The organism is Streptomyces sp. NPDC056486 (genome assembly GCF_042795295.1).
GTDB lineage: Bacteria > Actinomycetota > Actinomycetes > Streptomycetales > Streptomycetaceae > Streptomyces.
In genome coordinates this window covers 39,284-63,641 of the sequence record NZ_JBHTSF010000025.1, presented here as the reverse complement: position 1 = coordinate 63,641, position 24,358 = coordinate 39,284, and the positions used below count along the sequence as shown (strand labels likewise).

The following is a 24,358-nucleotide window of genomic DNA, read 5'->3' as shown; positions in this document are numbered from 1 at the left end:
CGCGCCATGCGGCACACTGGACGTTTGGCTTACCGAAAGGGTGCGCGCGTGAATGGTCCCCTGATCGTCCAGTCGGACAAGACTCTCCTGCTCGAGGTCGACCACGAGCAGGCCGACGCCTGCCGCCGTGTCATCGCCCCCTTCGCGGAGCTGGAGCGTGCTCCCGAGCACATCCACACCTACCGCGTGACGCCGCTGGGCCTGTGGAACGCCCGTGCGGCGGGGCACGACGCCGAGCAGGTCGTGGACGCGTTGGTGGAGTTCTCCCGCTACCCCGTGCCGCACGCACTGCTCGTCGACATCGCGGAGACGATGGCCCGCTACGGCCGTCTCACGCTGTCGAAGCACCCCGTGCACGGTCTTGTCCTGACCACCACCGACCGGCCGGTCCTGGAAGAGATCCTGCGGTCCAAGAAGGTGCAGCCGCTCGTCGGGGAGCGGGTGGACGCGGACACCGTCGTCGTCCACCCGTCCGAGCGCGGGCAGGTCAAGCAGACCCTCCTGAAGCTGGGCTGGCCCGCCGAGGACCTCGCCGGGTACGTCGACGGCGAGGCGCACCGGATCGAGCTCGCGGAGGACGGCTGGTCGCTGCGGCCGTATCAGAAGCAGGCGGTCGAGGGGTTCTGGCACGGCGGCAGCGGCGTGGTCGTACTGCCCTGTGGCGCGGGAAAGACGCTGGTCGGGGCCGGTGCCATGGCCGAGGCCAAGGCGACCACGCTGATCCTTGTCACCAACACGGTCTCCGCGCGGCAGTGGAAGCACGAGCTGATCAAGCGGACCTCGTTGACCGAGGAGGAGATCGGCGAGTACAGCGGTACGCGCAAGGAGATCCGCCCGGTCACCATCGCCACGTACCAGGTCCTGACGACGAAGCGTAAGGGCGTCTACCCGCACCTCGAGCTTTTCGACTCCCGGGACTGGGGCCTGGTCATCTACGACGAGGTGCACCTGCTCCCCGCCCCCGTCTTCAAGTTCACCGCCGACCTCCAGGCACGTCGTCGCCTCGGCCTGACGGCCACGCTGGTCAGGGAGGACGGCCGCGAGTCGGACGTGTTCTCGCTGATCGGGCCGAAGCGGTTCGACGCTCCGTGGAAGGAGATCGAGGCGCAGGGGTACATCGCGCCCGCGGACTGTGTCGAGGTACGGGTCAACCTGACGGACTCGGAGCGGCTCGCGTACGCGACGGCCGAGGCCGAGGAGAAGTACCGCTTCTGCGCCACGACGGCGACGAAGCGAAAGGTGACGGAAGCGCTGGTCAAGAAACACGCCGGTGAGCAGACCCTGGTCATCGGCCAGTACATCGACCAGCTGGACGAGCTGGGCGAGCATCTGGACGCCCCTGTCATCAAGGGCGAGACGACGAACGCGCAGCGCGAGAAGCTGTTCGGCGCGTTCCGGGAGGGCGAGATCTCCGTTCTCGTCGTCTCGAAGGTCGCGAACTTCTCGATCGACCTGCCCGAGGCTACGGTCGCGATCCAGGTGTCGGGGACGTTCGGCTCCCGGCAGGAGGAGGCACAGCGGCTCGGTCGTGTGCTGCGTCCGAAGGCTGACGGTCACGAGGCCCGCTTCTACTCCGTCGTGGCTCGGGACACGATCGACCAGGACTTCGCGGCGCACCGGCAGCGGTTCCTCGCCGAGCAGGGGTACGCGTACCGGATCGTGGACGCGGATGAACTGCTTGCCGACAACTGAGGGCCGCGGCTGTCGCTAGCGCGAGGGCCAGCAGGGGGTAGGGCGAGGCCGGCGGCTGCTGCCAGAGAGGCAGCCGCAGGTCGAGGTCGCCCTGGTGCGGGATCAGCCACAGGGTGCGGGCCATGAAGAGGGTCGCCACCGCCGCGGTCAGGCGGGGGCGGCCCTCCGCCATGAGCAGGGTCAGGAGCGGTACGCACCAGATCCAGTGGTGGGACCAGCTGATGGGCGAGACGAGCAGCGCGGTGGCTGCCGTCAGGAGGACGGCGCGGGGTTCGCTGGGGGTGCGGCGTGCCAGATACAGGCCGGCGGCGGCGACGAGAACGGCGGGAACACCCCACACGAGCCCCGGATGCGGGTCGTGCGCCACGCGGGCGATGATCCCCTGAAGCGACTGGTTGTCGACGATCCACGCCTTGCCGACGCGGCCCGTCTCGAAGATCCGGTGCGTCCAGAAGTCGACGCTGGCGGCGGGGAGTGTGAGCACGCCGAGGGCGACGGTTCCGGTGAGGGCGGCGGTGGCGGTCAGCCCTTCGCGTACGCGCCCGGTGAGGAAGAGGTACGCGATGAAGACCGCCGGGGTGAGCTTGATACCGGCGGCGACACCGATGGCGAAGCCCTTGCCCACGGCGCCGGGGGGTCTGGTCAGATCCCAGAGGATCAGACAGGCGAGGGCGAGATTGATCTGCCCGAAGACGATGGTCTGGAAGACGGGTTCGAGCCAGAGGGCGAGGGCGGTGCCCGCGAGGAGGGGGGCGAGGCGCGTGGGGAGGTCGGCGAGGCGGCAGGAGAGGTGGATCAGGAGGGCGAGGAGGGCGATGTTCCCCGCGATGAAGGCGAGCTTGAGGGCGGGGAGGGGGAGCCAGGTGGTCGGTACGAAGAGGATGGCGGCGAACGGGGGGTACGTGGCGGGGAGGTCCCACTCGGTGACGGTGAACCCGTAGAGATCACCCCCGTTGGCCACGGCGGCGCCTTCGGCCCGGTAGACGAGGGTGTCGGCCATGGGGATGTGCTGGGCTGCGCAGAGGGTGGCCAGGGTGGCGAGGGAGAGTGCGAGGAGAAGGGCGGCGGTTGCTGGCGCGGGGGCCCTGACGTAACGTGACGTCTTGCTCACCCTGGGTTGCTTCACGGCGGCGACTTTAGTGGACGTCGGAGGTCGCTCGCCTTGGGGGGGCGGGGCCGCGCCGGTATGTCCGTCCTCGCCATCCGCCGGTGGGCGTTCGACTGCTTCGGCCCCGGAGTGCCGCGAACCGTGCTCCGGGCGGAAATACCGACACACCCCCTCACGTCTCAATGCCGACTGCACCCAATCGTTCGCTGATGCGGGGCAATCGGGCGGGTAGGCGGGAAAGCTTGTTCGTCGAGGCGTGATGCGGGGTGATCGGGCGGGTGGGTGGGAGAGGCCCGTTCGGCAAGGTGAGACGCGGGGCAACCTCCCCGCCCCGGGGGGAAATTCGGTGGCCCCGCCACGCAAGGGGGGCATAAGATGCCCGGTCTGCCCGCGTGGAACGCGGTCGCCGACCGGACGGAAACCGGCCGGCACAGATCCCGCACCCCGGCCGGAGGCAACCGTGCAGGCCCACCCCAACCCCCTCTCCCACGAGCAGACCCACCTCGCCGCATCCCGCTCGGCCCTGAGAGCCATGCGCGCGGACGCCGAGGCACTCGACATCCGCGACGTCACCGCGAACTGGGTGAACGCCGCCGTCCTGCAGAGCCAGATCGACGAGCGGATCAAGTCCCTCGCCGACCTCTCCCACACCCCCCTCTTCTTCGGCCGCCTCGACTACCTCCACGCCCCCGGCGCCGAGCAGGCGGAAGGCGCCGAGGGCGAGCAGTTCTACATCGGCCGACGGCACGTCCACGACGCCGACGGCGATCCGATGGTCATCGACTGGCGCGCCCCCGTCTCGCAGCCCTTCTACCGGGCCTCCAAGAAGACGCCGATGGACATCGCCCTGCGGCGGCGGTTCGGATACACCGGCGGCGACCTCACCGCGTACGAGGACGAGCGCCTCAGCGACGCCGACGAGGTCGAGCGGACCAGCAAGCTGCTCCAGCAGGAGATCGAGAGGCCCCGCGTCGGCCCCATGCGCGACATCGTCGCCACGATCCAGCCCGAGCAGGACGAGATCGTACGGAGCGATCTCGGCGGATCCGTCTGCGTGCAGGGCGGCCCCGGGACCGGCAAGACCGCCGTCGGCCTGCACCGTGTCGCCTATCTCCTGTACGCCCACCGGGAGCGCCTCGCCAGGACCGGCACCCTGGTCATCGGCCCCAACAAGTCCTTCCTCCATTACATCGAGCAAGTTCTGCCCGCCTTGGGAGAGTTGGAGGTCAAGCAGGCCACCGTCGATGACCTCGTCGCCCATGTCGAGGTGCGGGGCGTCGACGAGGCGGCCGCCGCCGTCATCAAGGGCGACGCCCGTATGGCCGAGGTGCTGCGGAAGGCCCTGCGTTCCCATGTGAGTACGCCGAGCGAGCCCATCATGGTGGTGCGCGGCTCGCGGCGATGGCGCATTCCCGCGTATGAACTCGAAGAGCTCGTGGGCGAGTTGCTTGCCCGCGACATCCGGTACGGAGCCGCCCGCGACGCCCTGCCGCAGCGCATCGCGCACGCCGTGCTCGTACAGATGGAGCGGTCGGGCGAGGCCCCGGACGACCGCGTACAGGACGCCGTGGCCCGCAACCCCGCGGTGAAGGCCGCCGTCAAGGCCGTCTGGCCGCCCGTCGATCCCGCCAAGCTCGTGCTGCGGCTGCTCTCCGACGCCGAATTCCTCGCCGAGCACGCGGAGGGGATCCTCGACCCCGACGAGCAGAAGCTCATCCTCTGGGCGAAGCCCGTGCGCGGCGTCAAGGCCGCCAAGTGGTCCGCCGCCGACGCCGTGTTGATCGACGAGGCGAGTGACCTCGTCGCCCGGACGCACTCCCTCGGGCATGTCGTACTCGATGAGGCACAGGACCTCTCCCCCATGCAATACCGGGCGGTGGGCCGCCGCTGCACCACCGGTTCCGCCACCGTCCTCGGCGACCTCGCACAGGGCACCACCCCCTGGGCCACGCGGAGTTGGGAACAGGCCCTGGGCCATCTGGGGAAGGGCGATGCCGTGGTGGAGGAGCTCACCGCGGGCTTCCGTGTGCCCCGGGAGGTCATCGCGTTCGCCTCGCGGCTGCTTCCCTCCATCGCGCCCGGTCTCGCCGAGGTCAAGTCCGTTCGTGAGTCGGCCGGTTCGCTGGTGGTGCGCCGCGTGGAGGACCTCGAAGCCGATTCCCTCCAGGCGGCTTCCCTCGACGCCGCTTCCCTCGAAGCCTGCGTCGATTCGCTGCGCCAGGAGGGGTCCATCGGGCTCATCGCGGCCGATGCCCGCATCCCCGCGCTCGCCGAAGCTCTCGACGCCGCCGGGATGACGTACCTCTCACCCGGCGACGAGACCACCCCCGACACCCGGCTCACACTCGTGCCCGCGTCCCTCGCCAAGGGACTTGAGTACGACTACGTGGTCCTCGACGAACCCGCCGCCGTAGTCGACGGCGAGCCCGACGAGCGGACGGGCCTGAGGCGGCTTTACGTCGCCCTGACCCGCGCCGTCTCGGGGCTCACCGTCATCCACGCGGCCGAACTGCCGGAGCAGCTCACCCGCTAGTGCCCTAGGGCCCTTCGTCCGCCGCCGGGGCGCCGGCGGACGGCAGGTGCGTGACGACGAGCACGAGGCCCGCGAGCGTCACGATCCGTGTGGCCGCGTCCAGGCCGTTCCAGTCCTCCGACTGCCACATGGCGAACCATTCGCCGCCGATCCCGATGAATCCCACCCCGAAAAGGACGAGGATCATCAGCAGACCGATCGTGCCCGTCCTTCGGGCTCTGCGCAGCCCCTGAGGGCGGCGCAGGGCACCGGCCCACAGGACCGTCGACGTGAGGAGGACCAGTGCGGCCAGGGTCTCCCAGACGATGATCCCGACGTACGCGGCGTCCTGGAGCGCGGTGGACCCGATGGCGCGCCACATCAGGTCGTCGTCCTTGAAGGTGGTGTCCATCGCCAGGACATGGCGCACGAACTGCTGGTTGCTGTCGAAGTCGGTGATGTTCCCGAACGCGACGAGTGCGATGTAGAGCGCCACGGTCCCGGTGAGCAGCATCGCGGCCACGGGCAGTGTCCCGGCCGCGAGTATCCGGTCCGCTGGGCGCGTCTTGTTCGCTGGTGTCGGCATGAAGTCCCCCTCTTTGTCCGACCTTTGTCCGACCTTTGTCCGCCCAGTTGTATCGCGTCCCACGGGGAACGCGATCAGGCACCCTGGGCGGAAAGGGGTCAGGCGTCCACTGCCGCCCGCCACCGGGCGACGGCCTCGGCGCAGACCGGTGCCGTCCAGCCGCCGGGCCGCGATGCCCCGCCGATGTGGAAGGCGTCGACGCCCGCCGCCTTGAGCCGCGGGAGATGGTCGAGGCGGAGGCCGCCGCCCACCAGGATCTGCTGCTCGTAGCCCGGTTCGCCGGACCGCGCCGCCTCGGCGATCAGCGTGGGCAGGCCGTCGTCCACGCCGGTCGCCGAACCCGCGGTGAGGTAGGTGTCGAGGCCGGGCAGGTCCGCGAGCTGCTTGCGCAGGGCGTCGCGGTCGGGGGTCCGGTCGATGGCCCGGTGGAACGTCCAGCGGCAGTCGTCGAGCTCGTCCACAAGCGCTTCCACCGCGATCAGGTCGGGACCGCCGACCTCGTCGAGGAAGCCGAGGACGAACTCGTCGGCGCCCGCGATCCTGAGCTCGCGCGCACGGCGTACGAGAGTGTCGAGGTCGCCCGCGTCGAAGCCGTCCGCGAGGCGCAGCATCACGCGCAGGGAGATGTCCACGGCGGCGCGGATCTCGGCAAAGGTCTCGCGGGACGGGGTCAGGCCGTCCGCGGCCATGTCGGTGACCAGTTCGAGGCGGTCCGCGCCTCCGGCCTGGGCGGCGACGGCGTCCTCGGCGTCGAGGGCGATCACCTCCAGGACTGCACGCTTGCTCATGGATGTCTTCCTTCGGGTCCGGGGCCGCGGCCTCACATAGACATAGGCCCAGTGCATAGGTCTAGTCCAATTACCCAGCCTACGCGCAGATCACCCCGGCGCGCCCCAAGCGCACCAGGGTGATCGGAAAGACATGTACACGTCGCTCTTGCCGAAGGTTGAGACTCGCGTCCCCCAGCTCGTTCGGCTGAGCAGCTCCAACCTCCCTCAGCCGAGCGGCTTGAACCCCCTCAGCCGCAGGCTGTTGCCGACCACGAAGACCGAGGAGAACGCCATCGCGGCGCCCGCGATCATCGGGTTCAGGAGACCGGCCGCGGCCAGCGGCAGCGCGCCCACGTTGTAGGCGAAGGCCCAGAACAGGTTCGACCTGATCGTGCCGAGGGTGCGGCGCGAGAGGCGGATGGCGTCGGCCGCCGCGCGCAGGTCACCTCGTACGAGCGTGAGGTCGCCCGCCTCGATCGCGGCGTCCGTGCCCGTGCCCATCGCCAGGCCCAGGTCGGCCTGGGCGAGCGCGGCGGCGTCGTTCACGCCGTCGCCGACCATCGCCACGCTGCGGCCCTCCGACTGGAGGCGCTTGACGACGTCCACCTTGTCCTGCGGCATGACCTCGGCGATCACGTCCTCGGGGGCGATGCCCACCTCGGCGGCCACCGATGCCGCGACCGCCTTGTTGTCACCGGTAAGGAGGATCGGGGTCAGGCCGAGGGCGCGCAGGCGCTCGATCGCCTCGGGGCTGGTGTCCTTGACCGCGTCGGCGACCTCCAGGATCGCGCGCGCCTCGCCGTCCCAGGCGACCGCGATGGCCGTACGCCCTGCCGCCTCGGCCTCCGTCTTCGCCCGCTCCAGCTCGACGGGGAGCCGTATCGCCCTTCCCCAAGCTCTCGACTCCGCTCGGGCAGGGGAGACCCCATTCGCGAGGAGCGCCTCGCGGCCGACCAGGACCGCGTGGCCCTCGACGACGCCCTGGACGCCGAGGCCCGCCACGTTCGCGAAGTCCTCGGGGGTGGGCAGCGCGCCGACCCGTTCGGCCGCCCCGGTGGCCACGGCCTGGGCGATGGGGTGCTCCGAGGCGTGCTCCAACGCGCCTGCCAGGCGCAGGACTTCGTCCTCGTCGACTCCGTCCGCGACACGCGTGGCGAGCAGGGTCATCTTGCCGGTGGTGACGGTGCCGGTCTTGTCCAGGACGATCGTGTCGACCTTGCGGGTCGTCTCCAGGACCTCCGGGCCCTTGATCAGGATGCCGAGCTGGGCGCCGCGTCCGGTGCCGACCATGAGGGCGGTCGGCGTCGCGAGCCCCAGGGCGCAGGGGCAGGCGATGATCAGTACGGCGACGGCCGCGGTGAAGGCGGCCGTCAGACCGGAGCCGTTGCCGAGCCAGAAGCCGAGGGTGGCGACGGCGAGGGCGATGACGATCGGCACGAAGACCGCCGAGATCTTGTCGGCGAGGCGCTGGGCCGCCGCCTTGCCGTTCTGCGCGTCCTCGACGAGCTTGGCCATGCGGGCGAGCTGGGTGTCGGCGCCGACGCGGGTGGCCTCGACGACCAGGCGTCCGCCCACGTTCAGCGTGGCCCCGGTGACGGAGTCGCCCTGCGCGACCTCGACCGGCACGGACTCGCCGGTGAGCATGGAGGCGTCCACGGCGGATGCGCCTTCGACGACCTTGCCGTCGGTGGCGATCTTCTCGCCGGGCCGTACGAGGAAACGGTCGCCGACCTTCAAGTCGCTCACGGGGATGGTCTCTTCGTGCCCGCCTTCCCGTATGACGGTGACGTCCTTGGCGCCCAGCTGGAGCAGCGCCTTCAGGGCCGCGCCCGCCTTGCGCTTGGAGCGGGCCTCGAAGTACCGACCGGCCAGGATGAAGGCGGTGACGCCCGCAGCGGCCTCCAGGTAGATGTTCCCCGCGCCGTCCGTGCGGGAGATGGTCAGCTCGAAGGGGTGCGTCATGCCGGGCGTACCGGCCGTACCGAAGAACAGCGCCCACAGCGACCAGATGAATGCCGCCGACGTGCCGACCGAGATCAGCGTGTCCATCGTCGCCGCGCCGTGCCGCGCGTTCGTGTACGCGGCCTTGTGGAAGGGCCAGGCGGCGTACGTCACGACGGGCGCCGCGAGGGTCAGCGACAGCCACTGCCAGTACTCGAACTGCAGGGCCGGAATCATCGCCATCGCGATGACGGGGACGGAGAGCAGGACGGCGGTCGTCAACCGCTGGCGCAGGGGCCGCAGTTCGTCGTCGGCCTGCCGGTCGCCGTCGGCCGGGTCCTCCCCCGCGTCCGTGCGGGCCGGGGCGGGCTCCTGCGCGGTGTAGCCGGTGGCCTCGACCGTGGCGATCAGGTCGTGGACGGCGATGCCCTGGCCGCGGTAGCTGACCTTGGCCTTCTCGGTGGCGTAGTTGACGGTCGCCTCGACGCCGTCCATGCGGTTGAGCTTCTTCTCAATCCGGGCCGCGCACGAGGCGCAGGTCATGCCACCGATGGCGAGCTCAACTTCTGCCACCTCGGTGGTGCCGGGTGTGCCGGGTGTGGTGGGCATGTCTGCGGGCTCCTTGGGGGTGGGGTACCCGGGGCAGGTACCCCCGATGAGATCCATGTATACCCCTAGGGGGTACCGAAGGCAAGAGGCGATCTCGGCTTGACTTTATACCCCAGGGGGGTACCTTCGGAATGCATGAGGAGCGGCGGCCGCTCTCCTCCCCCCTCTCATCTCTCGGGAGCCGTCATGAACACCGGACTGAAGATCACCGCCTTCGCCGCGGCCGTCGCCGCGACCTTCGGCACCGCGTACGGAGTGGGCCGGGGCGTCGACCCCGTGACCTCGCAGAAGAAGCCCGCGAGCGAGCACGGCGGGCACACGGGCGAGAAGGAGGGGCCGGGGGACGCGGAGGCCGGCGCGGGGCACGCGGCCACCGTGCCCGGCGGCCTGCAGATCTCCGAGCGCGGCTACACGCTCGACCTGAAGACCTCGCGCATCGACGCCGAGAAGCGCGAGGAGCTGCGGTTCGCGGTGGTCAAGGACGGCACCGGAAAGGACGGCACCGGTAAGAGCGTCACCGCGTACGAGAAGGAGCACGGCAAGGAGCTGCACCTCATCGTCGCCTCACGCGACCTGACGACCTACCGCCACCTGCACCCGACCCGCGCTGCGGACGGCACCTGGTCGACGCCGGTCGAGCTCCCGGAAGGGGGTGGCTACCGCGTCTTCGCCGACTTCAAGCCCAAGGGCGCGAAGGAGGGCCTGACGCTGGGGGCGGACCTCGCGGTGGCGGGGACGTACGCGCCGAAGAAGCTGCCCGAGCAGAACGCGAAGTCGTCGGTCGACGGCTACGAGGTCAGCCTCGACGGCGAGTTGAAGCCGGGCAAGTCCAGTGACGTGACCCTGAGCGTGGAGAAGAACGGCAAGCCGGTCACCGACCTCCAGCCCTACCTCGGCTCCTACGGCCACCTGGTCGCCCTGCGCTCCGGCGACCTCGCCTACCTCCACGTACACCCCACCGGTGAACCCGGCGACGGCAAGACCGAGCCGGGCCCCGGCGTCTCCTTCATGGCAACGGCACCCAGCGCGGGGTCGTACCGCCTGTTCCTCGACTTCAAGCACGAGGGAAAGGTCCGAACGGCGGCGTTCACGGTCCACGCGGGGGCGGCCAAGGCGGGGGCCGGGGACGAGGACACCCCCGACCAGGACGGCCACCAGCACTAGCGGTGGCACGACGGGGCGCACGGCTCTCGGCGCGGATCGGTGAACCCCACCTGGGTTCACCGACCGCCGATGGCTCCGGCGTGGAACCTCGTCAGCGCAAAAATGATCAGGAGGTCGATGACCATCACCGGGATCGCCCACACCGGGTAGTACGGAACGAACATGAACTGGCTGACCAGGCTGATCGCCGCCAAGGCCACGCCGGCCCCGCGGCCCCAGCTTTTGTGCATCAAGATGGCCAGGCCCGCAACGACGAGCGCCACTCCGACCACGAGGTGGATCACGCCCCAGGTGGTGAGGCTGAACCGGTACGCGTACTGGGACGAGGCGCCGAACAGGTTGTCCTGTGCGATGCCGGAGGCGCCCATGAGAATGCTGAGCGGGCCGCTGAGCATCAGCATGGCCCCGGCGAAATCGGACGGGCCGATGATCGTTTCGCTGCCGGGCCCCTGGTGCCCGAGCGGTGACTTGTCTGGCATCGCTGTCATGGCCGTGGCCTTCCTCTCCAGCGCGGCCACCGACGCGTCGTGCCCATGCGAAGTCGGCCACGTTCCTCTTTCAGGATCACCGCAACTCTTCGGCACCGCGACTGCAACCCACCGCGGGGAGGCCGTCGGCCGTCACTGCGCTGTGGCGCTCAGCCTCGGCCGCGGGCTGGAGTATGCGCTCGATGTCGTCAGCAGCGCTACACCCCCTGCGGAAAACGGCCGAGTTGCCCTCGGTCCACCCGCTCCAGGCCATGCCAGAGGCCGAGCCGGGGTCCAGCGTGGCGCCCGGGTACGGCACCCAGGGCCCCGCAGGGGCGCGGGGAGCTGCGCACCCAGCCACCACACACACGCAGCTCCCCTCCCCCCCTCCGCGTCAGCCTCAGGTGAAGACCGACAGGTCAGCCTCCTTCGCCCCCACCAGTTCATACCGCGTCCCCGTCAGAGGGCGCCCGGCGCTGAGCCGGATCAGGGTCGGCGCATCGCCGATGTATCGGGCAGGCGGGGCGACGCCGGCGGAGGAGCCGAGCAGCAGCGGCTCATCCCGCCCGTCGATGTCCGCGTGCAACGCCACCGAGTTCACCGCCTTGCTGTGCGCGGCGAGCAACAGCAACGCATCCGGGAGCCCGGGCCCGCCATAGGCCCCCGGCCTGCCCCACGCCTCGCGGACATCGCCCGCGTGCACCCACTCGCCGATCGCGACCCCGTCGAGGAGCCCCTTGGACCGGGCGATGAACGGGCCCGCCTCCGTCATCCCGCGCTCCAACTCGTCCACCACACGGGAGTTGGACCAGTCGGCACGCTCGGCGATGTCACGCTCGTTGCTCTCCGGCGAGTACACGCCCTTCTCGAAGCGGCTCTCGACCACCCGCATCAGCGCGGAGCTGCAGTGCGCGAGCACATGGCGCACCGTCCAGCCGGGACAACAGGTCCTGATGTCGTACGCGGTGTCGTCGGCGTCCCTCAACAGCGGTATCAGAGCGTCGCGTTCGGTGCGCAGGAGGCGGCCGGGGCGCTCGGGGTCGTACGTCTCGTCAGTCCTCGTGGTCGTCATGGCCGCAGCCAACCCTGTCACCGCCGCGCATGGCAACGGGGAAAGGAGAAAGGGAGACGTCTAGGGTCGCCCCATGGCCGACGACAAGGAACTCCGCGCCCGCTGGCACGCGACCCTGCTCCACGCGAGCGAGGGAACCCCCGACCCCGCGCCCTACGCGGACAACCTGCTCACGCGCTGGGCCGAGCCGCAGCGGCGGTACCACACCACCGCCCACCTGACGGCGGTCCTCGACCACATCGACGTACTGGAAGAGCACGCGGACGACCCCGAGCTCGTACGGCTCGCGGCCTGGTTCCACGACGCGGTGTACGCGCCCGACCGCTCCGAGAACGAGGAGCGCAGCGCCCGCCTCGCCGAACGCGCCCTGCACGAAGCCGGGTTGACCGACGCGCGGACCGCCGAGGTGGCCCGCCTCGTCCGCCTCACCGTCACCCACGACCCCGCCGACGGCGACCACAACGGCGAGACGCTGTGCGACGCCGACCTGGCGATCCTGGCCGCCGCCCCGGACGTGTACGCCGCGTACGCCGCCGCCGTACGCGAGGAGTACTCCTTCGTGCCGGACGAGGACTTCCGCGCGGGCCGCGCGGCGGTGCTCCGCCAGCTCCTTGAGCTGCCCAGGCTGTACCGCACCCCGTACGGGACCGCGGAGTGGGAGGGCCCCGCGCGCGCGAACCTGACGACCGAAATTGATCTGCTGAGCGCCTGACGCTCCCGTAGCCTCGGCGCATGCTTTCCATGGGTGGGGACCAGCTGGACGAGGCCGTGGCGTACGCGGCGAAGGTGCTGCGTACGGCGGTGGAGCTCGACTGGAGCGTCAAGGCGGGCGGCCTCGACTGGAGCTGCCTGCAGACGGCCGAGCACGTCGCGGGCTGCATCGTCGCGTACGCCGGACAGTTGACCGGCCGGGCGACCGACACGTGGGTCCCCTTCGAGATCGCCTTCGACGAGGGCTCGGGCCCCGATGACGCGGTCAGCGTCATCGAGTCGACCGGCGGCCTGCTGTCGGCGGTGGTGCGGACCACGCCGCCCGGGGTCCGGGCCTACCACCCGTACCCGCACGGCAGCGCGGACGCGACGGGCTTCGCGGCGATGGGTGTCGCGGAACTGCTGCTCCACACGTACGACATCGCGCAGGCGCTCGGCGTGGACGCGGAGCCGCCCGCCGCGCTGTGCGAGGCGACCCTCGCCTGGCTCTTCCCGCAGGTCCTGCCCGCGCGCAGGCCCGCGGACCAGTGGGCGACGCTGCTCTGGGCCACGGGCCGCCGCGCTCTGCCGGGGCGCCCGAAGCGCGAGCGGTGGCGCTGGCACAACGCCCTGGAGATCCCCGCCGGACGGATCGTCCTGCGGGAGGTCTCCCCCGCGGCGGCGGCCGATCTCGCCGCGGGCGGCACGGGGGGTCTGACCTGGATCGAGGGCGGGCCCTTCGACGGGACCCGGACGGCGGCGGAGATGATCACGAAGGCTTACGCGTCCGGGGTCCACCGGCCCGAGTGGGGCATGTTCGCCCTGGTCCGCGTGGAGGACCAGGTCACCGTCGGCGGGATGGGCTTCCACGGGCCGCCGGACGAGGAGGGTGTGGCCGAGGTCGGCTACGACCTCGCGGTCGGCGCGCGGGGCCGGGGTTACGCCTCCGAGGCCCTCGGCTCCCTCTCCGAGTGGGCCCTGGCCCGGCCCGAGGCGTCGTCCCTCCTTGCCATCATCGAACCCGAGAACACGGCGTCCCAGGCGGTGGTCTCCCGAGCGGGATACGTCCGCATCTCGGACCGCGAGAACCTCCACGCGTACGCGCGTCGCGCCACCGCCTGAACCGCCGCTTGATCAGCGCTTGATCACCGCTTGATCAGCGCTTGATCAGAGGCGGCAGCTGATTTCGAGGCCGTCGTCGACGGGGAACGTGACGCTGTGGTAGCCGTTGTCGGTGTCACGGACGTGGTCGATGTAGGGGCGCAGGTCGGTGAAGTCCACGTCGTCGGCGACGACGAGGGTGCCGGGGGCGATGTGGGGCTCAAGGAGCTGAAGGACGGGCAGGCAGAGGTCCTTCCACCCGTCCAGGAACAAGAAGTCGACCGGCTCCTGTAGCGCGGCGAGCGACTCCAGGGCGTTCCCCTCAAGCACGGTGATCACGTCGTCGAGGCCGGTGGCGGCGAAGGTCTCGCGGGCGGCGGCCGCCTTGGACTTGCTCATCTCCGTGGTGATGACCCGGCCCGTGCCGTTGTCGCGAACGGCGGCGGCCAGGTGCAGGGTGGAGATGCCGAACGAGGTGCCGAACTCGACGACGACGGCCGGCTTGGTGGCGCGGATGAGGTTGTAGAGGAGTCGGCCGCCCTCGGCGGAGATCGGCATGTAGATCTCCTGCGCCGCGTCGGCGTATTCCTGCGCCGACAGCGCCGCCCGATCGTAGGACTGGGCGCTCCGCATGCGTGTCGCGGCCTCACCGTCACGGTCGGCGGCTTCGAACATGCGGGTCAGGGCGGCGGAGACACGTGGTTCGGCGAGGGTGTGGGTGTGTGTGGGCACGATGCTTGCTCCTTCGTAGGGGAGGGGGGTACGAGGGGGGGCGGCCCTGTGTCGGGCCGCCCCCCTGACTTCGTCAGACCGTGTAGGCACCCGCGTCGATGTCCGCGAGCAGGGACGGCCCGGCGGGCTCCCAGGAGAGAAGGTCCCTGGTTGCCTTGGAGGACGCGGTCATGGTGGAGGCGAAGAAGCTGCCGACGAAGCCGAAATGGGCTCCGGCGTCCTGCGGGGCGACGGATTCGACCGCCAGGCCGAGGCTGCGGCCGATCGCCTCGGCGATCTCCTTGGTGGTGACGGCCTCCTCGGCGACGGCGTGCAGCCGCGTCCCCGCGGGTGCCTGCTCCATGCCGAGGCGGATGAGGCGGGCGGCATCGTCGCGGTGCACCGCCGACCAGGCGTCGGAGCCGTCGCCGATGTAGCCGGACACTCCCTGCTTGCGGGCAGCCGCGGTGAGGAAGTTGACGAATCCCCAGTCGCCGCGGCCGTGAACGCTCGGCGAGAACCGGGTGATCACGGTCCGCACGCCCTGGGCCACGTAGTCCAGGGCGAGGTTCTCGCTGCCGCCCCGGTTGGAGTCCGGGCCGATGGCCGGAGAGACGTCGTCCTCCGTGGCGGGCCGGCCCTCGACGAGGCCGGAGAGAGGTGCGGCGACGACGAACGGGCGGTTGGTGCCGGCCAGGGCGTCGCCGAGTGCCTGGACCGCGGCGCGCTCGGAGCGGTCGGACTCGGCGGGGTTGCCCCAGTCGTGCTTGTTGGCCATGTGGATGACCGCGTCCGCCTGGACGGCGCCTCGCCGCAGCGAGGCGAGATCGTCCAGGTCGCCGCGGACGACGCCGACGCCCTTGGCCGCGAGAGCCTGCACGGCCTCGTCGGACCGGGCCAGGCCGGAGACCTGATGGCCCGCCGAGATGAGTTCGTCGACGACGGCGGAACCGATCCAGCCGGTCGCTCCAGTGACAAATGCACGCATGAGCGTGACCTCCTTCGCCCGGAAAAGGGCAGGTGAATGATGCGGATGGGGATGGGTGGTGGGTGGTGGGTGATAGGTGGTGGGTGGGAGTGCCCTGATCACGGCGCTGCGGTGTCGGCGCCGGGTCAGGTGGTCTGTGGCCCCGCTGCTACCGCGGGGCGGTCCGATGGGCGCGGCGGGCGCCCGCGACGACGAGCGCTCCTGCCAGGAGCACGACGAGGGCCGCGGCGCGCAGCGCGGTGTTGGCGCCGTGGGTGAACGCTTCGGTGACGGCGGTGTGGTCGCCCGGGGCCAGCGTGAGCGCTTCCTTCACCGTGCGCGGGAGAGGCGTGTGGCGGCTCAGATCGGCAGGCAGGTGGCGGGTGAACCCGGCCGTGAGGATGGTGCCGACGACGGCCACGCCCAGGGCGCTGCCCAGTTCGCGGGTCGCGGACTGCAGGCCCCCGGCGATGCCCGCTCTCTCCACGGGCAGGGCCGAGGCGATCGAAGCGGTCAGACAGGGCGCGGCCAGCATGATGCCGAGCCCGATGACGAGCAGACCGGCCGCGTACACGGGGTAGGCCATGGTCGAGGCGTACGAGAGGCCGAGCAGTCCCGCGCTGGTGAGCACGAAGGCCGCGGTAAGTGTCGCGGGGATGCCGAAGCGGCGGATGAGCCCGGGAACGTAGCGGGTGCCCACCAGCATCGGGACGGTCAGCGGGATGATCCCGAGCCCTGCCTGGAGGACGGAGAAGCCGCGCCCGTACTGCAGGAGTGAGGCGTTGACGTAGAAGAGCCCGAAGCTTCCGAAGAACGTGATGGTCATGCCGAGGCTGGCGCTGCTGAGTGCCGGGCTGCGGAACAGCCGCGGGTCGAGCATGGGGTGGGGGACGCGCAGCTCGACACGCACCCAGCACAGGCTCAGCAGGATGGCGCAGGCGAAGGCGGCGAGGACGACCGTGCTGCCCCAGCCCTGTTCGGGCCCTTCGATGATTCCGATCAGCAGCGCCACGACGGCCGCCACGAACAACAGCGTGCCGGGCAGGTCGAGGGTGCGTTCGTGCCGGGCACTGCGCGGCGCGGACCGTACCGCCCATGCCAGACAGCAGACCGCGATGAGGGCGACCGCCACGAACAGCGCGCGCCAGGAGCCCGCGCTCAGTACCGCGCCGCCTCCGACGTTGCCGACGACGCCCCCGATGCCGGAGGCCGCCGCCCAGATGGCCAGCGCGTGAGGACGCCGATCGGGGGCGGTGGCGTGCAGGAGGATGCCGACGCAGTTGGGCAGGACGCACGCGGCGCCGAGGCCCGTGACGGCCCGCCCGATCAGCATGATCGCCACGTTCGGCGCCACGGCCGACACGACGGCGCCGAACGCGAATATGCCGAGCCCCGCCATGAGGACGCCCTTGCGGCCGAGCTTGTCGCCGGCCGCACCGGCAGGGATGACCAGGCAGGCGAAGACCACGACATAGGCGTCGACGATCCACAGCAGGTTCGACGAGGTCGGCCGCAGCGAACTCGCGGCCAGCTGCGGCACCGCCAGGTTGATCGACGCGACGAATCCGACGACCAGGGCGGTGCACACGCTCACGCAGGCGAGCACCGGGCCGGACCGCGGCTGCGTCGGGCGCAGGACGCCTTCGAGTGTGGGAGCCACCATTGCTCTCGATTCCTTCTGGGATTGCGGTACACGAAGCACGGCATACGAAGCACGGCACACGAAGCACCGATACGAAGCACGGCCGGAGACTCATCAACCATTAACGAGTCACCGTGCACCGGAAAGGTAACACATACGAGGCACCGTGTCTCGTATAGAGTGGCGGCATGGTGGATGGAAGCGGCCGCGGCAGGCCCCGCAGTGAAAGCGCACGCGCCGCCGTGCTGCACGCCGTCGACGATCTGCTGGTCGAAGTCGGGTACGCGGCCCTGACCATGAAGGGCATCGCCGAGCGGGCGGGCGTGGGCCGACAGACCGTGTACCGCTGGTGGTCGAACAAGGCGGAAGTCCTCTACGAGGCCAGCGCCATCGACGCCCGGCAGGAACTGTCCGTGCCCGGCAGCGACGATCCCCGCAAGGACCTCAAGGCGTATCTCGACGCCCTCGTCGCCTTCTTGTCCCGCTCCCACGCGGGCGCGGCCTACCGCGCCCTCCTGGGAGAGGCCCAGCACGACGCGGACGTCGCCGCGCTGCTCGCCTCCCGCGACATCCTCGGGGAGAGCGCCGCGGAAGTCGTGGAGGCGGTACGGAAGTCGAGCGGCACCGCCCTCTCGCTCGAACAGGCGACCGCGCTCCTGATCGGCCCGCCGTTCTTCCACATCCTGTCCGGGCGCGGCGCGGACGGCATCCACACCGAGCAGCTGGCGGAGCAGTTCGTGCGCACCCTGAACCACCCGGGGACATGAGGCGTCCGGCCCGACGCGGGTAGGCACCACCCGTCACCAGGAACCCCGACACCAGGAACCCCGGCACCAGGAATGTCACGCGTGACCCATGCGTTCAGGACTGTTATGCCGTCACCTGACCCGAAGGCCACCAAGGCCACCAAGGCCCCTGCCCCCACGGCCCCCGAGCCAGGGAAAAGCACAAGCCGCACCACCCGCATGCCCATAGCCGTCTACATCCTCGGCCTGGCCGTCTTCGCTCTCGGCACGAGCGAGTTCATGCTCTCGGGGCTCCTGCCTCCCATCGCGGACGACATGAACGTCTCGATCCCCCGCGCGGGACTCCTCATCTCCGCCTTCGCCATCGGCATGGTCATCGGCGCCCCTCTTCTGGCCGTGGCGACCCTGCGTCTCCCCCGCCGTACGACCCTCATCACCCTCATCACGGTCTTCGGCCTCGGCCAGGTCGCCGGTGCCCTCGCGCCCACGTACGAGATCCTCTTCGCGTCCCGCGTCGTCAGCGCGTTCGCCTGCGCCGGGTTCTGGGCGGTCGGCGCGGCCGTCGCCATCGCGATGGTGCCGATGAACCAGCGCGCCCGCGCCATGGCCGTGATGATCGGCGGTCTCTCCATCGCGAACGTCCTCGGCGTCCCCGCAGGCGCGTTCCTCGGCGACAACTTCGGCTGGCGCTCGGCATTCTGGGCGGTGGGGGTCGCCTCCGCGATCGCCCTCGTCGGCGTACTCACGCTCATCCCGCGCATCCCGCTCCCGGCCGAGAAGCCGCGCCTGAAGCAAGAGATCGCCATCTACCGCGACCGGCAGGTCTGGCTCTCCATCGCGATCACCGCGCTCGCGGCGGGCGGCGTCTTCTGCGCGTTCTCGTACCTCTCCCCGCTCCTGACGGACGTCGCGGGCCTCGACAAGGGCTGGGTCCCGACCGTCCTCGGTCTCTTCGGGGCGGGCGCGCTCCTCGGCACGGTGATCGGCGGCCGTTTCGCCGACGCGCACCTCTTCGGCGTCATGCTGAGCGGCGCCGCGGCCTCGACGGTCTTCCTCGTGGCGCTCGCCCTCTTCGCCGGTACGGCGCCCGTGGCGATCGCCCTGTCCTTCCTCCTCGGCGTCTCCGCCTTCTACACCGCCCCGGCGCTCAACGCCCGCATGTTCAACGTCGCGGGCGCCGCCCCGACCCTCGCGGGCGCGACCACGACGGCCGCGTTCAACCTGGGCAACACGGGTGGCCCCTGGCTCGGCGGCACGGTCATCGACCTCGACCTGGGCTACGCGTCCACCGCGTGGGCGGGCGCGGCGATGACGGCGGTGGCGATCATCGCCGTGGCCGTCTCCATGCGGCTGCACCGCAGGACCCCGAGCCGCGTGATCACCACCTCCTCCGCCCCTTCCCTGAACCCTGCCGAGGACATCACCAAAAGCCCCTCCTGGAACTAAAGTTGACCGAGCCACGGAAATCAGGGAGATTCCGGGGCCCAGGGACCAGGGGTGGGGCAGGATGACGACGGCGAACGACGACGCGACGGACCGGATCGAGGGCCAGTCGCTGGCCTTCTGGGTCGAGGCGACCGACGAGGACGACAACCTCATCGGGGCGGACGGCGGCCCGGGAGGTGACTCCAAGGGACTCTTCAACCGGGACGGCGACGCCGTGCTGCGCGCGGTCCCGCTCGGCCCGCTCCGCAAGAACCTCGCGGACACGGTCGACGCACTGCAGCAGCTGTTCAAGAAGGTCGCCGAGCGCGACGACACGCTCGCGTTCGCCGAGGCGCAGCTCTCGTTCCAGGTGACGGCGAGCGGCTCCATCCAGCTCATCGGCACGGGACAGGTACAAGGAACCAGGGGCCTCACCCTGACGTTCAAGCGCCCCACGACCTGAGCGCGCGGCCGTGCCACAGCACAAGGCCCTCCTGATCGGGGCGAGCGACTACGACGAGACGCGCATCGACAGCCTCCCGTTCATCCAGGACGACCTGCTGCGGCTGCGCGACATCCTCACCGACCGCGGCTTCCAGTCGGCGGAGATCGTCGAGAACAAGCGGGGCATCATCCCCAGCGTCGTACACGCCCAGGTCCGCGGCTTCCTGCGGGACGCGAGGCCGGACGACACGCTGTGGATCCTGCTCAGCGGGCACGGCCACCACTTCGAGGGCCAGGACTACCTGATCCCCGAGGACGCGACCTTCGACGTCGAGCCGTTCTCCGACACGTGCATCGAGATCGGCTGGCGCAAGGAGCTGGAGGAGTCGCGGGCGGCCCACGTCGTCTTCCTCGTCGACGCCTGCCGCGAGGGCATCCAGCGGGACACCAAGGCGGGCCCCCCGGGCGTCCAGAGCTGGTCGCGCCGGAAAATCGCCGCGTCGCTGCGCCGCAAGGTCGCGTACGTGTACGGGTGCTCGGCGACTCAACAGTCCCTGTTCGTGCGCGAGTCGGAGACAGCGGATCCCGGCGCCGACACGGGCATCCCGCCCGGCGAGTCGTTCAGCCTCTTCACGCGCGCCGTCGGCGACGTGATCACGGAGAACCCGCACGCGATGCGCCTCCAGGAGTTCTTCCAGGAGGCGCAGACCCGGGTCACCGCCCTGCACGGCGCGTACAAGCAGTACAAACAACGGGACCGCGCCCCGCAGCAGATCAGGGTGGTCTGCGAACTCGCCCCCGGCGAGCAGGACTTCCCCCTCCTCCCCGGCCCCGACCGGCACACCGAGGCCCACCCGTGGATCCGCTCGGTCACCCAGCACTCCGTGTGGCAGCGCACCCGCCCCGGCCCGGCGCGGGACGCCCTGCACGAACTCTGCGGCACCCTCGCGAGCGGTCTCGCCGCCGGGTACGAGACGGCGGCGGCCGCGCTGCGCGACGACCCGTGGCACGACTCCGAACTGGCCCTGCGCGCCCACGCCAGGCTCGGCTTCCTCACCCGCCGGCTCGCGGACGACGTGGACCTCTCTCCGTCCGAGGCGGCCCTGGCCGTGCTGCTTCCACTGGTCGAGCAGACCTTCTGGGCGCAGGAGGCGGACCGGCGCCGCGGCGTCCTGGCCGACGACGGGAAGGGCCCGGCCCCGGACCGGGACCGCTTCGGCAAGTTCGCCCAGGGCTTCCCCAGGATCAAGCGCAGGCTGCGCGCCCTGGAGCAGGCCAAGGTCACGGACGGCTCGGTGGAGCGGATCCGCTGGTGGCTGTACCACCGCTGGCTGATCCAGCAGCCGGAGGTGTACGCGGCCGAGTCCCTGAAACTGCTGGTCGGCGGACCGGCGAACGCGTCGGACCATCCGCACTGGGTCACCGAGTCGCTCTCCGAGAAGCGGCTGATGCGCTTCCTCCAGGAGCACCGCGCGGCCCCCTTCGCCACCGCGCGCGGCGACGGCCTGCACGACCACGACACGGTGGCCGCGAGCGCGCCCGACGAGCACGAGGTCCGCGAACCGCTGGTCGCGGCGCTCACGAAGGCGGCGTACGCGATGGCGGTGGACCCCGTCGACCTCCCAGAGATCGTCGTGGAACACCTCGGCATCTCGGACAGCGTGAAGCTCGACGAACTCCTGACCACGGTGCGAGGCTCGGACTGGCGCACATCAGGCACGGGCCGTTCCCTCAACGCGGTGTGCGGTCACCCGGCGGTGCAGATCGCTCTGCGGGAACACGCGTCGCGGGTGGACGGCCTGTTCCGTGACATCAACCGCGCGAACAACCCGACACTCGCGCCGCTGGCGGCCTTGCCGCCCTACGCGGACGGCTCTCGGGTCCGGCTGGGCGGCAACACCCCGGAACAGCTCTCGGACGGCATCCGCTTCCAGTTGGCGGAGGACCGGGTCCAGGAGCTGCTGATGGGCGAGGAGTTGTACGGCGAGCGGGATCTGGCGGTCCGCGAGGTCTACCAGAACGCGCTGGACGCGGTCCGTTACGCCGACCGGCGAAGGGAGTTCCTGCGGCGCACCGGTCGGCCGGTCGGCGCGCCCTGGGAGGGCAGGATCGACTTCATCCAGGGCGTGGGGGACGACGGCCGTCCCTACCTGGAGTGCCGCGACAACGGCATCGGCATGAGCGTACGAGAGCTGCGCGACGTTTTCTCCCAGGGCGGCGCCCGCTTCGTCGACCTGCCCGAGTACATCGAGGAGCAGGCGGCCTGGGCGGAACTGCCCGACCCGAAGATCGAGCTGCACCCCAACTCCCGTTTCGGCATCGGGGTGCTGAGCTATTTCATGCTGGCCGACGAGATCGTCGTACGCACCTGCCGAATGGGCAAGGACGGCCACCCCGGACGACTGCTCAAGGTGTCGATCGCCGGGCCCGGCAACCTCTTCCGGGTCGAGGACCTGGGTCCGGGGGACGAGTGCGGAACGACGGTGCGTCTGCTACTCACCCAGTACCGTAGGCCGACCTCCTGTGTGGACGTTCTGCAGAAGGTGCTCTGGGTGGCGCCATACCGGACGACGGCCGAGCACGGCGCGCGCCGCCAGGAATGGATGCCGGGCGAGGCGTCCCTGACGGGGGTTGAGCTGATTCAGACGTCGCATCTCCACGGCGTGTCGGTGAGCAAGCGCAGCAACACCATCCACCCCTCGTCCGACCCAGATCTGTGGTGGGTGGACGGCAGGGGGTGGCTCTTGGCGGACGGACTGTGGGCCTCGACGCGCAACCTGGGCGACCTGCACGGCTTCGTGCTCAACCTGTATGGGGAGCGGCAGCCTGAGCTGAGCGTCAACCGCTCGAGCATCCAGGATTATGACTGGGAGCACGCCAAAGAGCGGGTCAGTGCGGCCGTGCCCAGTCTCTTCACCGGTCGGCGGTCCCTGGCAACGGTGACGTGGCTCGCGCGACTGTGTGACATGTCCGTCGACCTGGCTGACTGCGTCGGCGTGCACGCGCGCGAGGCGGACGTTCCCTGGGAGCTGAGCGCCGGGACCGTCCTGCCCTACAGCAAGGTTGGCTTCTTCCTCCCCGATCAGGCACTGCTTCCGCTAGTGACCGGCGACTTCCCCGAGGAGGCCGGGGGGCAGACAGCCTCGTACCTGTGCAACACCCCTTCTCTTGTGCTGCGTTGGCGCCTGTTGACACTGTATCGGGCCGGGCTCGGCGAGCCGCTCGCAGTCGGAGCGCCGGACGCGCCGGATCCGTGCGCCCGCCCGTCAGACCTAGCGCTGCTGAGCACCCACGGCGGGTTCACGCGTTGGGACGCGGACTTGGCCGTCTGGCGGCAAGGCAACAGCAGGATGGGGACACAGCCCTCACCGGCCCTGGCCCGGACCGGCGCCCCCAGTCTCAAGCTGCTCTATCCCTGGTGCGATCCGGACAGGACGTTGACCGTCACAGACATCTTCAATCGCGTCATGTTCACCGACCTGTCCGCCGCGGAAGTGGCCGACCGCCTCACCGCACTCGGTTACCGCGTCGAGCCCCTGCACGCGTGGTCCATGGTCGAGCAGGAGGACCTTCCCCTCCTGTTTGCCGGCCATTTCGGCACCTGGCTCGAGCCAGGGACGACCCTCACCGCCGCGCAGGTCTGCGTTAGCGCGGCGCGGGCCGAGTGCCCTACCCCGGAGGCGGCCCAACGGCTTCGGGAACTGGGATTCGGCGTGCCGGTAGACGTCCCCGTGAGGGAAACCTGGACCGAAGAGGATCAGACAGTGATCCACAACCTCTGGCAGGTGAACCCCGATCCCGCGCCCTCCGGCCTGGCCACGGATGTCTTGTCGGGCGAACTCGCGAGCGTGGCCCACGAGTCGGGCTGTTCCCTCCACCACGCGGCCGAACTACTCCGCGGACTCGGCTTCACCGTCGAGACGCCGGACACCGAGCTGTCTGACGACGACCGGGCCATCATGGAGTACGAGGGGGCTCGGCCCTGGCCGTACCGGCCCGTGCCCTGGGCGTACGTGATGGCCGCCGCTCGCCGATTCGGTTCACCCGAATCCACAGCGGAGCGGCTGCGAGGGCTCGGCTTCGAGGTCCGCCCTCCGCGAGCCGTCGATGAGCAACTGTCGAAGAAGGACATCGAGTTCCTCGGCCCGTTGGTGGGACACGACCCGGAGAGGGCCCTGCCGCTGATCGACCTCGCGGAGGTGGCACAGGAAGCCGATGTCTCGTTGTCCGAGGCGGCGGACCGGCTGACGTCCCTGGGGTACGCGTGTGCACCCGCCCCGGCCCTCCTCTCGGCACTGCGCCAGCAGGACGCCCAGGTCGTGCGCTTCGGGTTCCTGGTGCCCGACCCCGAGAGCCACGGATCCATCTCCCCTTCCCAGCACTATGCCGCCGCCCTGCACACCGGCCAGTACGGACCGGAGATCGGCGACATGACCGAGGCGATGCACCACCTCGGCTACGAGGTGGACCCTCGCCCGGAAGCCTGGGGCAAGGAACGCAACGCCGAATGGGACCTGACCAACGCGCTCCGGTCGCCGAAAACAAGCAACTTCCGCCTCCGCGAGACGAACGACACTCTGCTCTCCCTCACCACCCTGGTGACCGTCGCCGCCCGCCTCTCCCTCCCCTTCCACGAGGTGGCCCGCAAAGCCACCGCCCTGGGCCTGCGCCACGAGGCGGAGGGCTGGTTCGCCCCGTAAGCCTCCGCGCC

At 70.5% G+C, this 24,358-nt stretch carries 17 protein-coding genes and 1 pseudogene; 9 read left to right on the top strand and 9 right to left on the bottom strand.

Annotated elements, in window-relative coordinates; genetic code table 11:
- Positions 1–48: 48 nt before the first annotated feature.
- Positions 49–1,692 carry a DNA repair helicase XPB gene (locus ACFQ7F_RS13485; RefSeq protein ID WP_383269961.1) on the top strand — a complete coding sequence of 548 codons (1,644 nt, stop codon included), beginning with the start codon at positions 49–51 and terminating at the stop codon, positions 1,690–1,692.
- On the opposite strand, the pseudogene ACFQ7F_RS13480 reads toward ACFQ7F_RS13485, so the two are convergent.
- A pseudogene (locus ACFQ7F_RS13480) lies at positions 1,598–2,818 on the bottom strand (glycosyltransferase 87 family protein); the annotation flags it as partial. The gene ACFQ7F_RS13485 and the pseudogene ACFQ7F_RS13480 sit on opposite strands and share 95 nt — an antisense overlap.
- A gap of 442 nt (positions 2,819–3,260) precedes the next feature.
- Between ACFQ7F_RS13480 and ACFQ7F_RS13475 the strand changes: the two are divergent.
- Positions 3,261–5,333, top strand: a complete 2,073-nt coding sequence (locus tag ACFQ7F_RS13475) for a HelD family protein (protein ID WP_383269960.1) — start codon at positions 3,261–3,263, stop codon at positions 5,331–5,333.
- Between the two features lie 4 nt (positions 5,334–5,337).
- Here ACFQ7F_RS13475 and ACFQ7F_RS13470 read toward each other — a convergent pair whose 3' ends face one another.
- From ACFQ7F_RS13470 to ACFQ7F_RS13460, 3 genes are all read right to left on the bottom strand, one after another.
- Positions 5,338–5,898 carry a DUF2165 domain-containing protein gene (locus ACFQ7F_RS13470; RefSeq protein WP_383269959.1) on the bottom strand — a complete coding sequence of 187 codons (561 nt, stop codon included), beginning with the start codon at positions 5,896–5,898 and terminating at the stop codon, positions 5,338–5,340.
- 98 nt (positions 5,899–5,996) lie between these two features.
- Complete coding sequence (locus tag ACFQ7F_RS13465; protein WP_383269957.1) at positions 5,997–6,686, bottom strand: copper homeostasis protein CutC; 690 nt, start codon at positions 6,684–6,686, stop codon at positions 5,997–5,999.
- Positions 6,687–6,893: 207 nt separating this feature from the next.
- Positions 6,894–9,218: a heavy metal translocating P-type ATPase gene (locus ACFQ7F_RS13460; RefSeq protein ID WP_383269956.1), complete on the bottom strand. Its 2,325-nt coding sequence runs from the start codon at positions 9,216–9,218 to the stop codon at positions 6,894–6,896.
- Positions 9,219–9,404: 186 nt separating this feature from the next.
- Between ACFQ7F_RS13460 and ACFQ7F_RS13455 the strand changes: the two genes are divergently transcribed.
- Positions 9,405–10,382, top strand: coding sequence for a hypothetical protein (locus ACFQ7F_RS13455; protein ID WP_383269954.1), 978 nt, complete (start codon positions 9,405–9,407; stop codon positions 10,380–10,382).
- 56 nt (positions 10,383–10,438) lie between these two features.
- On the opposite strand, the gene ACFQ7F_RS13450 is transcribed toward ACFQ7F_RS13455, so the two are convergent.
- Positions 10,439–10,900, bottom strand: a complete 462-nt coding sequence (locus ACFQ7F_RS13450; protein WP_383269953.1) for a hypothetical protein — start codon at positions 10,898–10,900, stop codon at positions 10,439–10,441.
- A 349-nt stretch (positions 10,901–11,249) separates the two neighbouring features.
- Positions 11,250–11,921, bottom strand: a complete 672-nt coding sequence (locus ACFQ7F_RS13445; RefSeq protein ID WP_383269952.1) for a maleylpyruvate isomerase family mycothiol-dependent enzyme — start codon at positions 11,919–11,921, stop codon at positions 11,250–11,252.
- Between the two features lie 73 nt (positions 11,922–11,994).
- Between ACFQ7F_RS13445 and ACFQ7F_RS13440 the strand changes: the two genes are divergently transcribed.
- Both ACFQ7F_RS13440 and ACFQ7F_RS13435 read left to right on the top strand, forming a co-directional pair.
- On the top strand, positions 11,995–12,633 hold the full coding sequence (locus tag ACFQ7F_RS13440) for a hypothetical protein (RefSeq protein ID WP_383269951.1): 639 nt from the start codon (positions 11,995–11,997) through the stop codon (positions 12,631–12,633).
- A gap of 29 nt (positions 12,634–12,662) precedes the next feature.
- Positions 12,663–13,733, top strand: a complete 1,071-nt coding sequence (locus tag ACFQ7F_RS13435) for a GNAT family N-acetyltransferase (RefSeq protein ID WP_383269985.1) — start codon at positions 12,663–12,665, stop codon at positions 13,731–13,733.
- A 45-nt stretch (positions 13,734–13,778) separates the two neighbouring features.
- Here ACFQ7F_RS13435 and ACFQ7F_RS13430 read toward each other — a convergent pair whose 3' ends face one another.
- The 3 genes from ACFQ7F_RS13430 to ACFQ7F_RS13420 all read right to left on the bottom strand — a co-directional run bounded on the left by ACFQ7F_RS13430 (position 13,779) and on the right by ACFQ7F_RS13420 (position 17,053).
- The gene (locus ACFQ7F_RS13430) at positions 13,779–14,444 is read right to left on the bottom strand and encodes an O-methyltransferase (RefSeq protein WP_383269950.1); all 666 of its coding nucleotides are present in this window, start codon (positions 14,442–14,444) and stop codon (positions 13,779–13,781) included.
- Positions 14,445–14,517: 73 nt separating this feature from the next.
- Positions 14,518–15,411 (bottom strand): SDR family oxidoreductase, encoded by an 894-nt coding sequence (locus ACFQ7F_RS13425; RefSeq protein WP_383269948.1) that lies wholly within the window; start codon positions 15,409–15,411, stop codon positions 14,518–14,520.
- Positions 15,412–15,559: 148 nt separating this feature from the next.
- Positions 15,560–17,053 carry an MFS transporter gene (locus ACFQ7F_RS13420; RefSeq protein WP_383269947.1) on the bottom strand — a complete coding sequence of 498 codons (1,494 nt, stop codon included), beginning with the start codon at positions 17,051–17,053 and terminating at the stop codon, positions 15,560–15,562.
- Positions 17,054–17,220: 167 nt separating this feature from the next.
- Between ACFQ7F_RS13420 and ACFQ7F_RS13415 the strand changes: the two genes are divergently transcribed.
- The 4 genes from ACFQ7F_RS13415 to ACFQ7F_RS13400 all read left to right on the top strand — a co-directional run bounded on the left by ACFQ7F_RS13415 (position 17,221) and on the right by ACFQ7F_RS13400 (position 24,347).
- A complete protein-coding gene (locus ACFQ7F_RS13415) occupies positions 17,221–17,799 on the top strand; it encodes a TetR/AcrR family transcriptional regulator (RefSeq protein WP_383269945.1) in 579 nt (192 codons plus the stop codon).
- 198 nt (positions 17,800–17,997) lie between these two features.
- Positions 17,998–19,224: a Cmx/CmrA family chloramphenicol efflux MFS transporter gene (locus ACFQ7F_RS13410; protein ID WP_383269983.1), complete on the top strand. Its 1,227-nt coding sequence runs from the start codon at positions 17,998–18,000 to the stop codon at positions 19,222–19,224.
- A gap of 61 nt (positions 19,225–19,285) precedes the next feature.
- Positions 19,286–19,666 (top strand): hypothetical protein, encoded by a 381-nt coding sequence (locus ACFQ7F_RS13405; RefSeq protein WP_383269944.1) that lies wholly within the window; start codon positions 19,286–19,288, stop codon positions 19,664–19,666.
- 10 nt (positions 19,667–19,676) lie between these two features.
- Positions 19,677–24,347, top strand: coding sequence for a caspase family protein (locus ACFQ7F_RS13400; protein ID WP_383269943.1), 4,671 nt, complete (start codon positions 19,677–19,679; stop codon positions 24,345–24,347).
- The last annotated feature ends 11 nt before the right edge of the window (positions 24,348–24,358 follow it).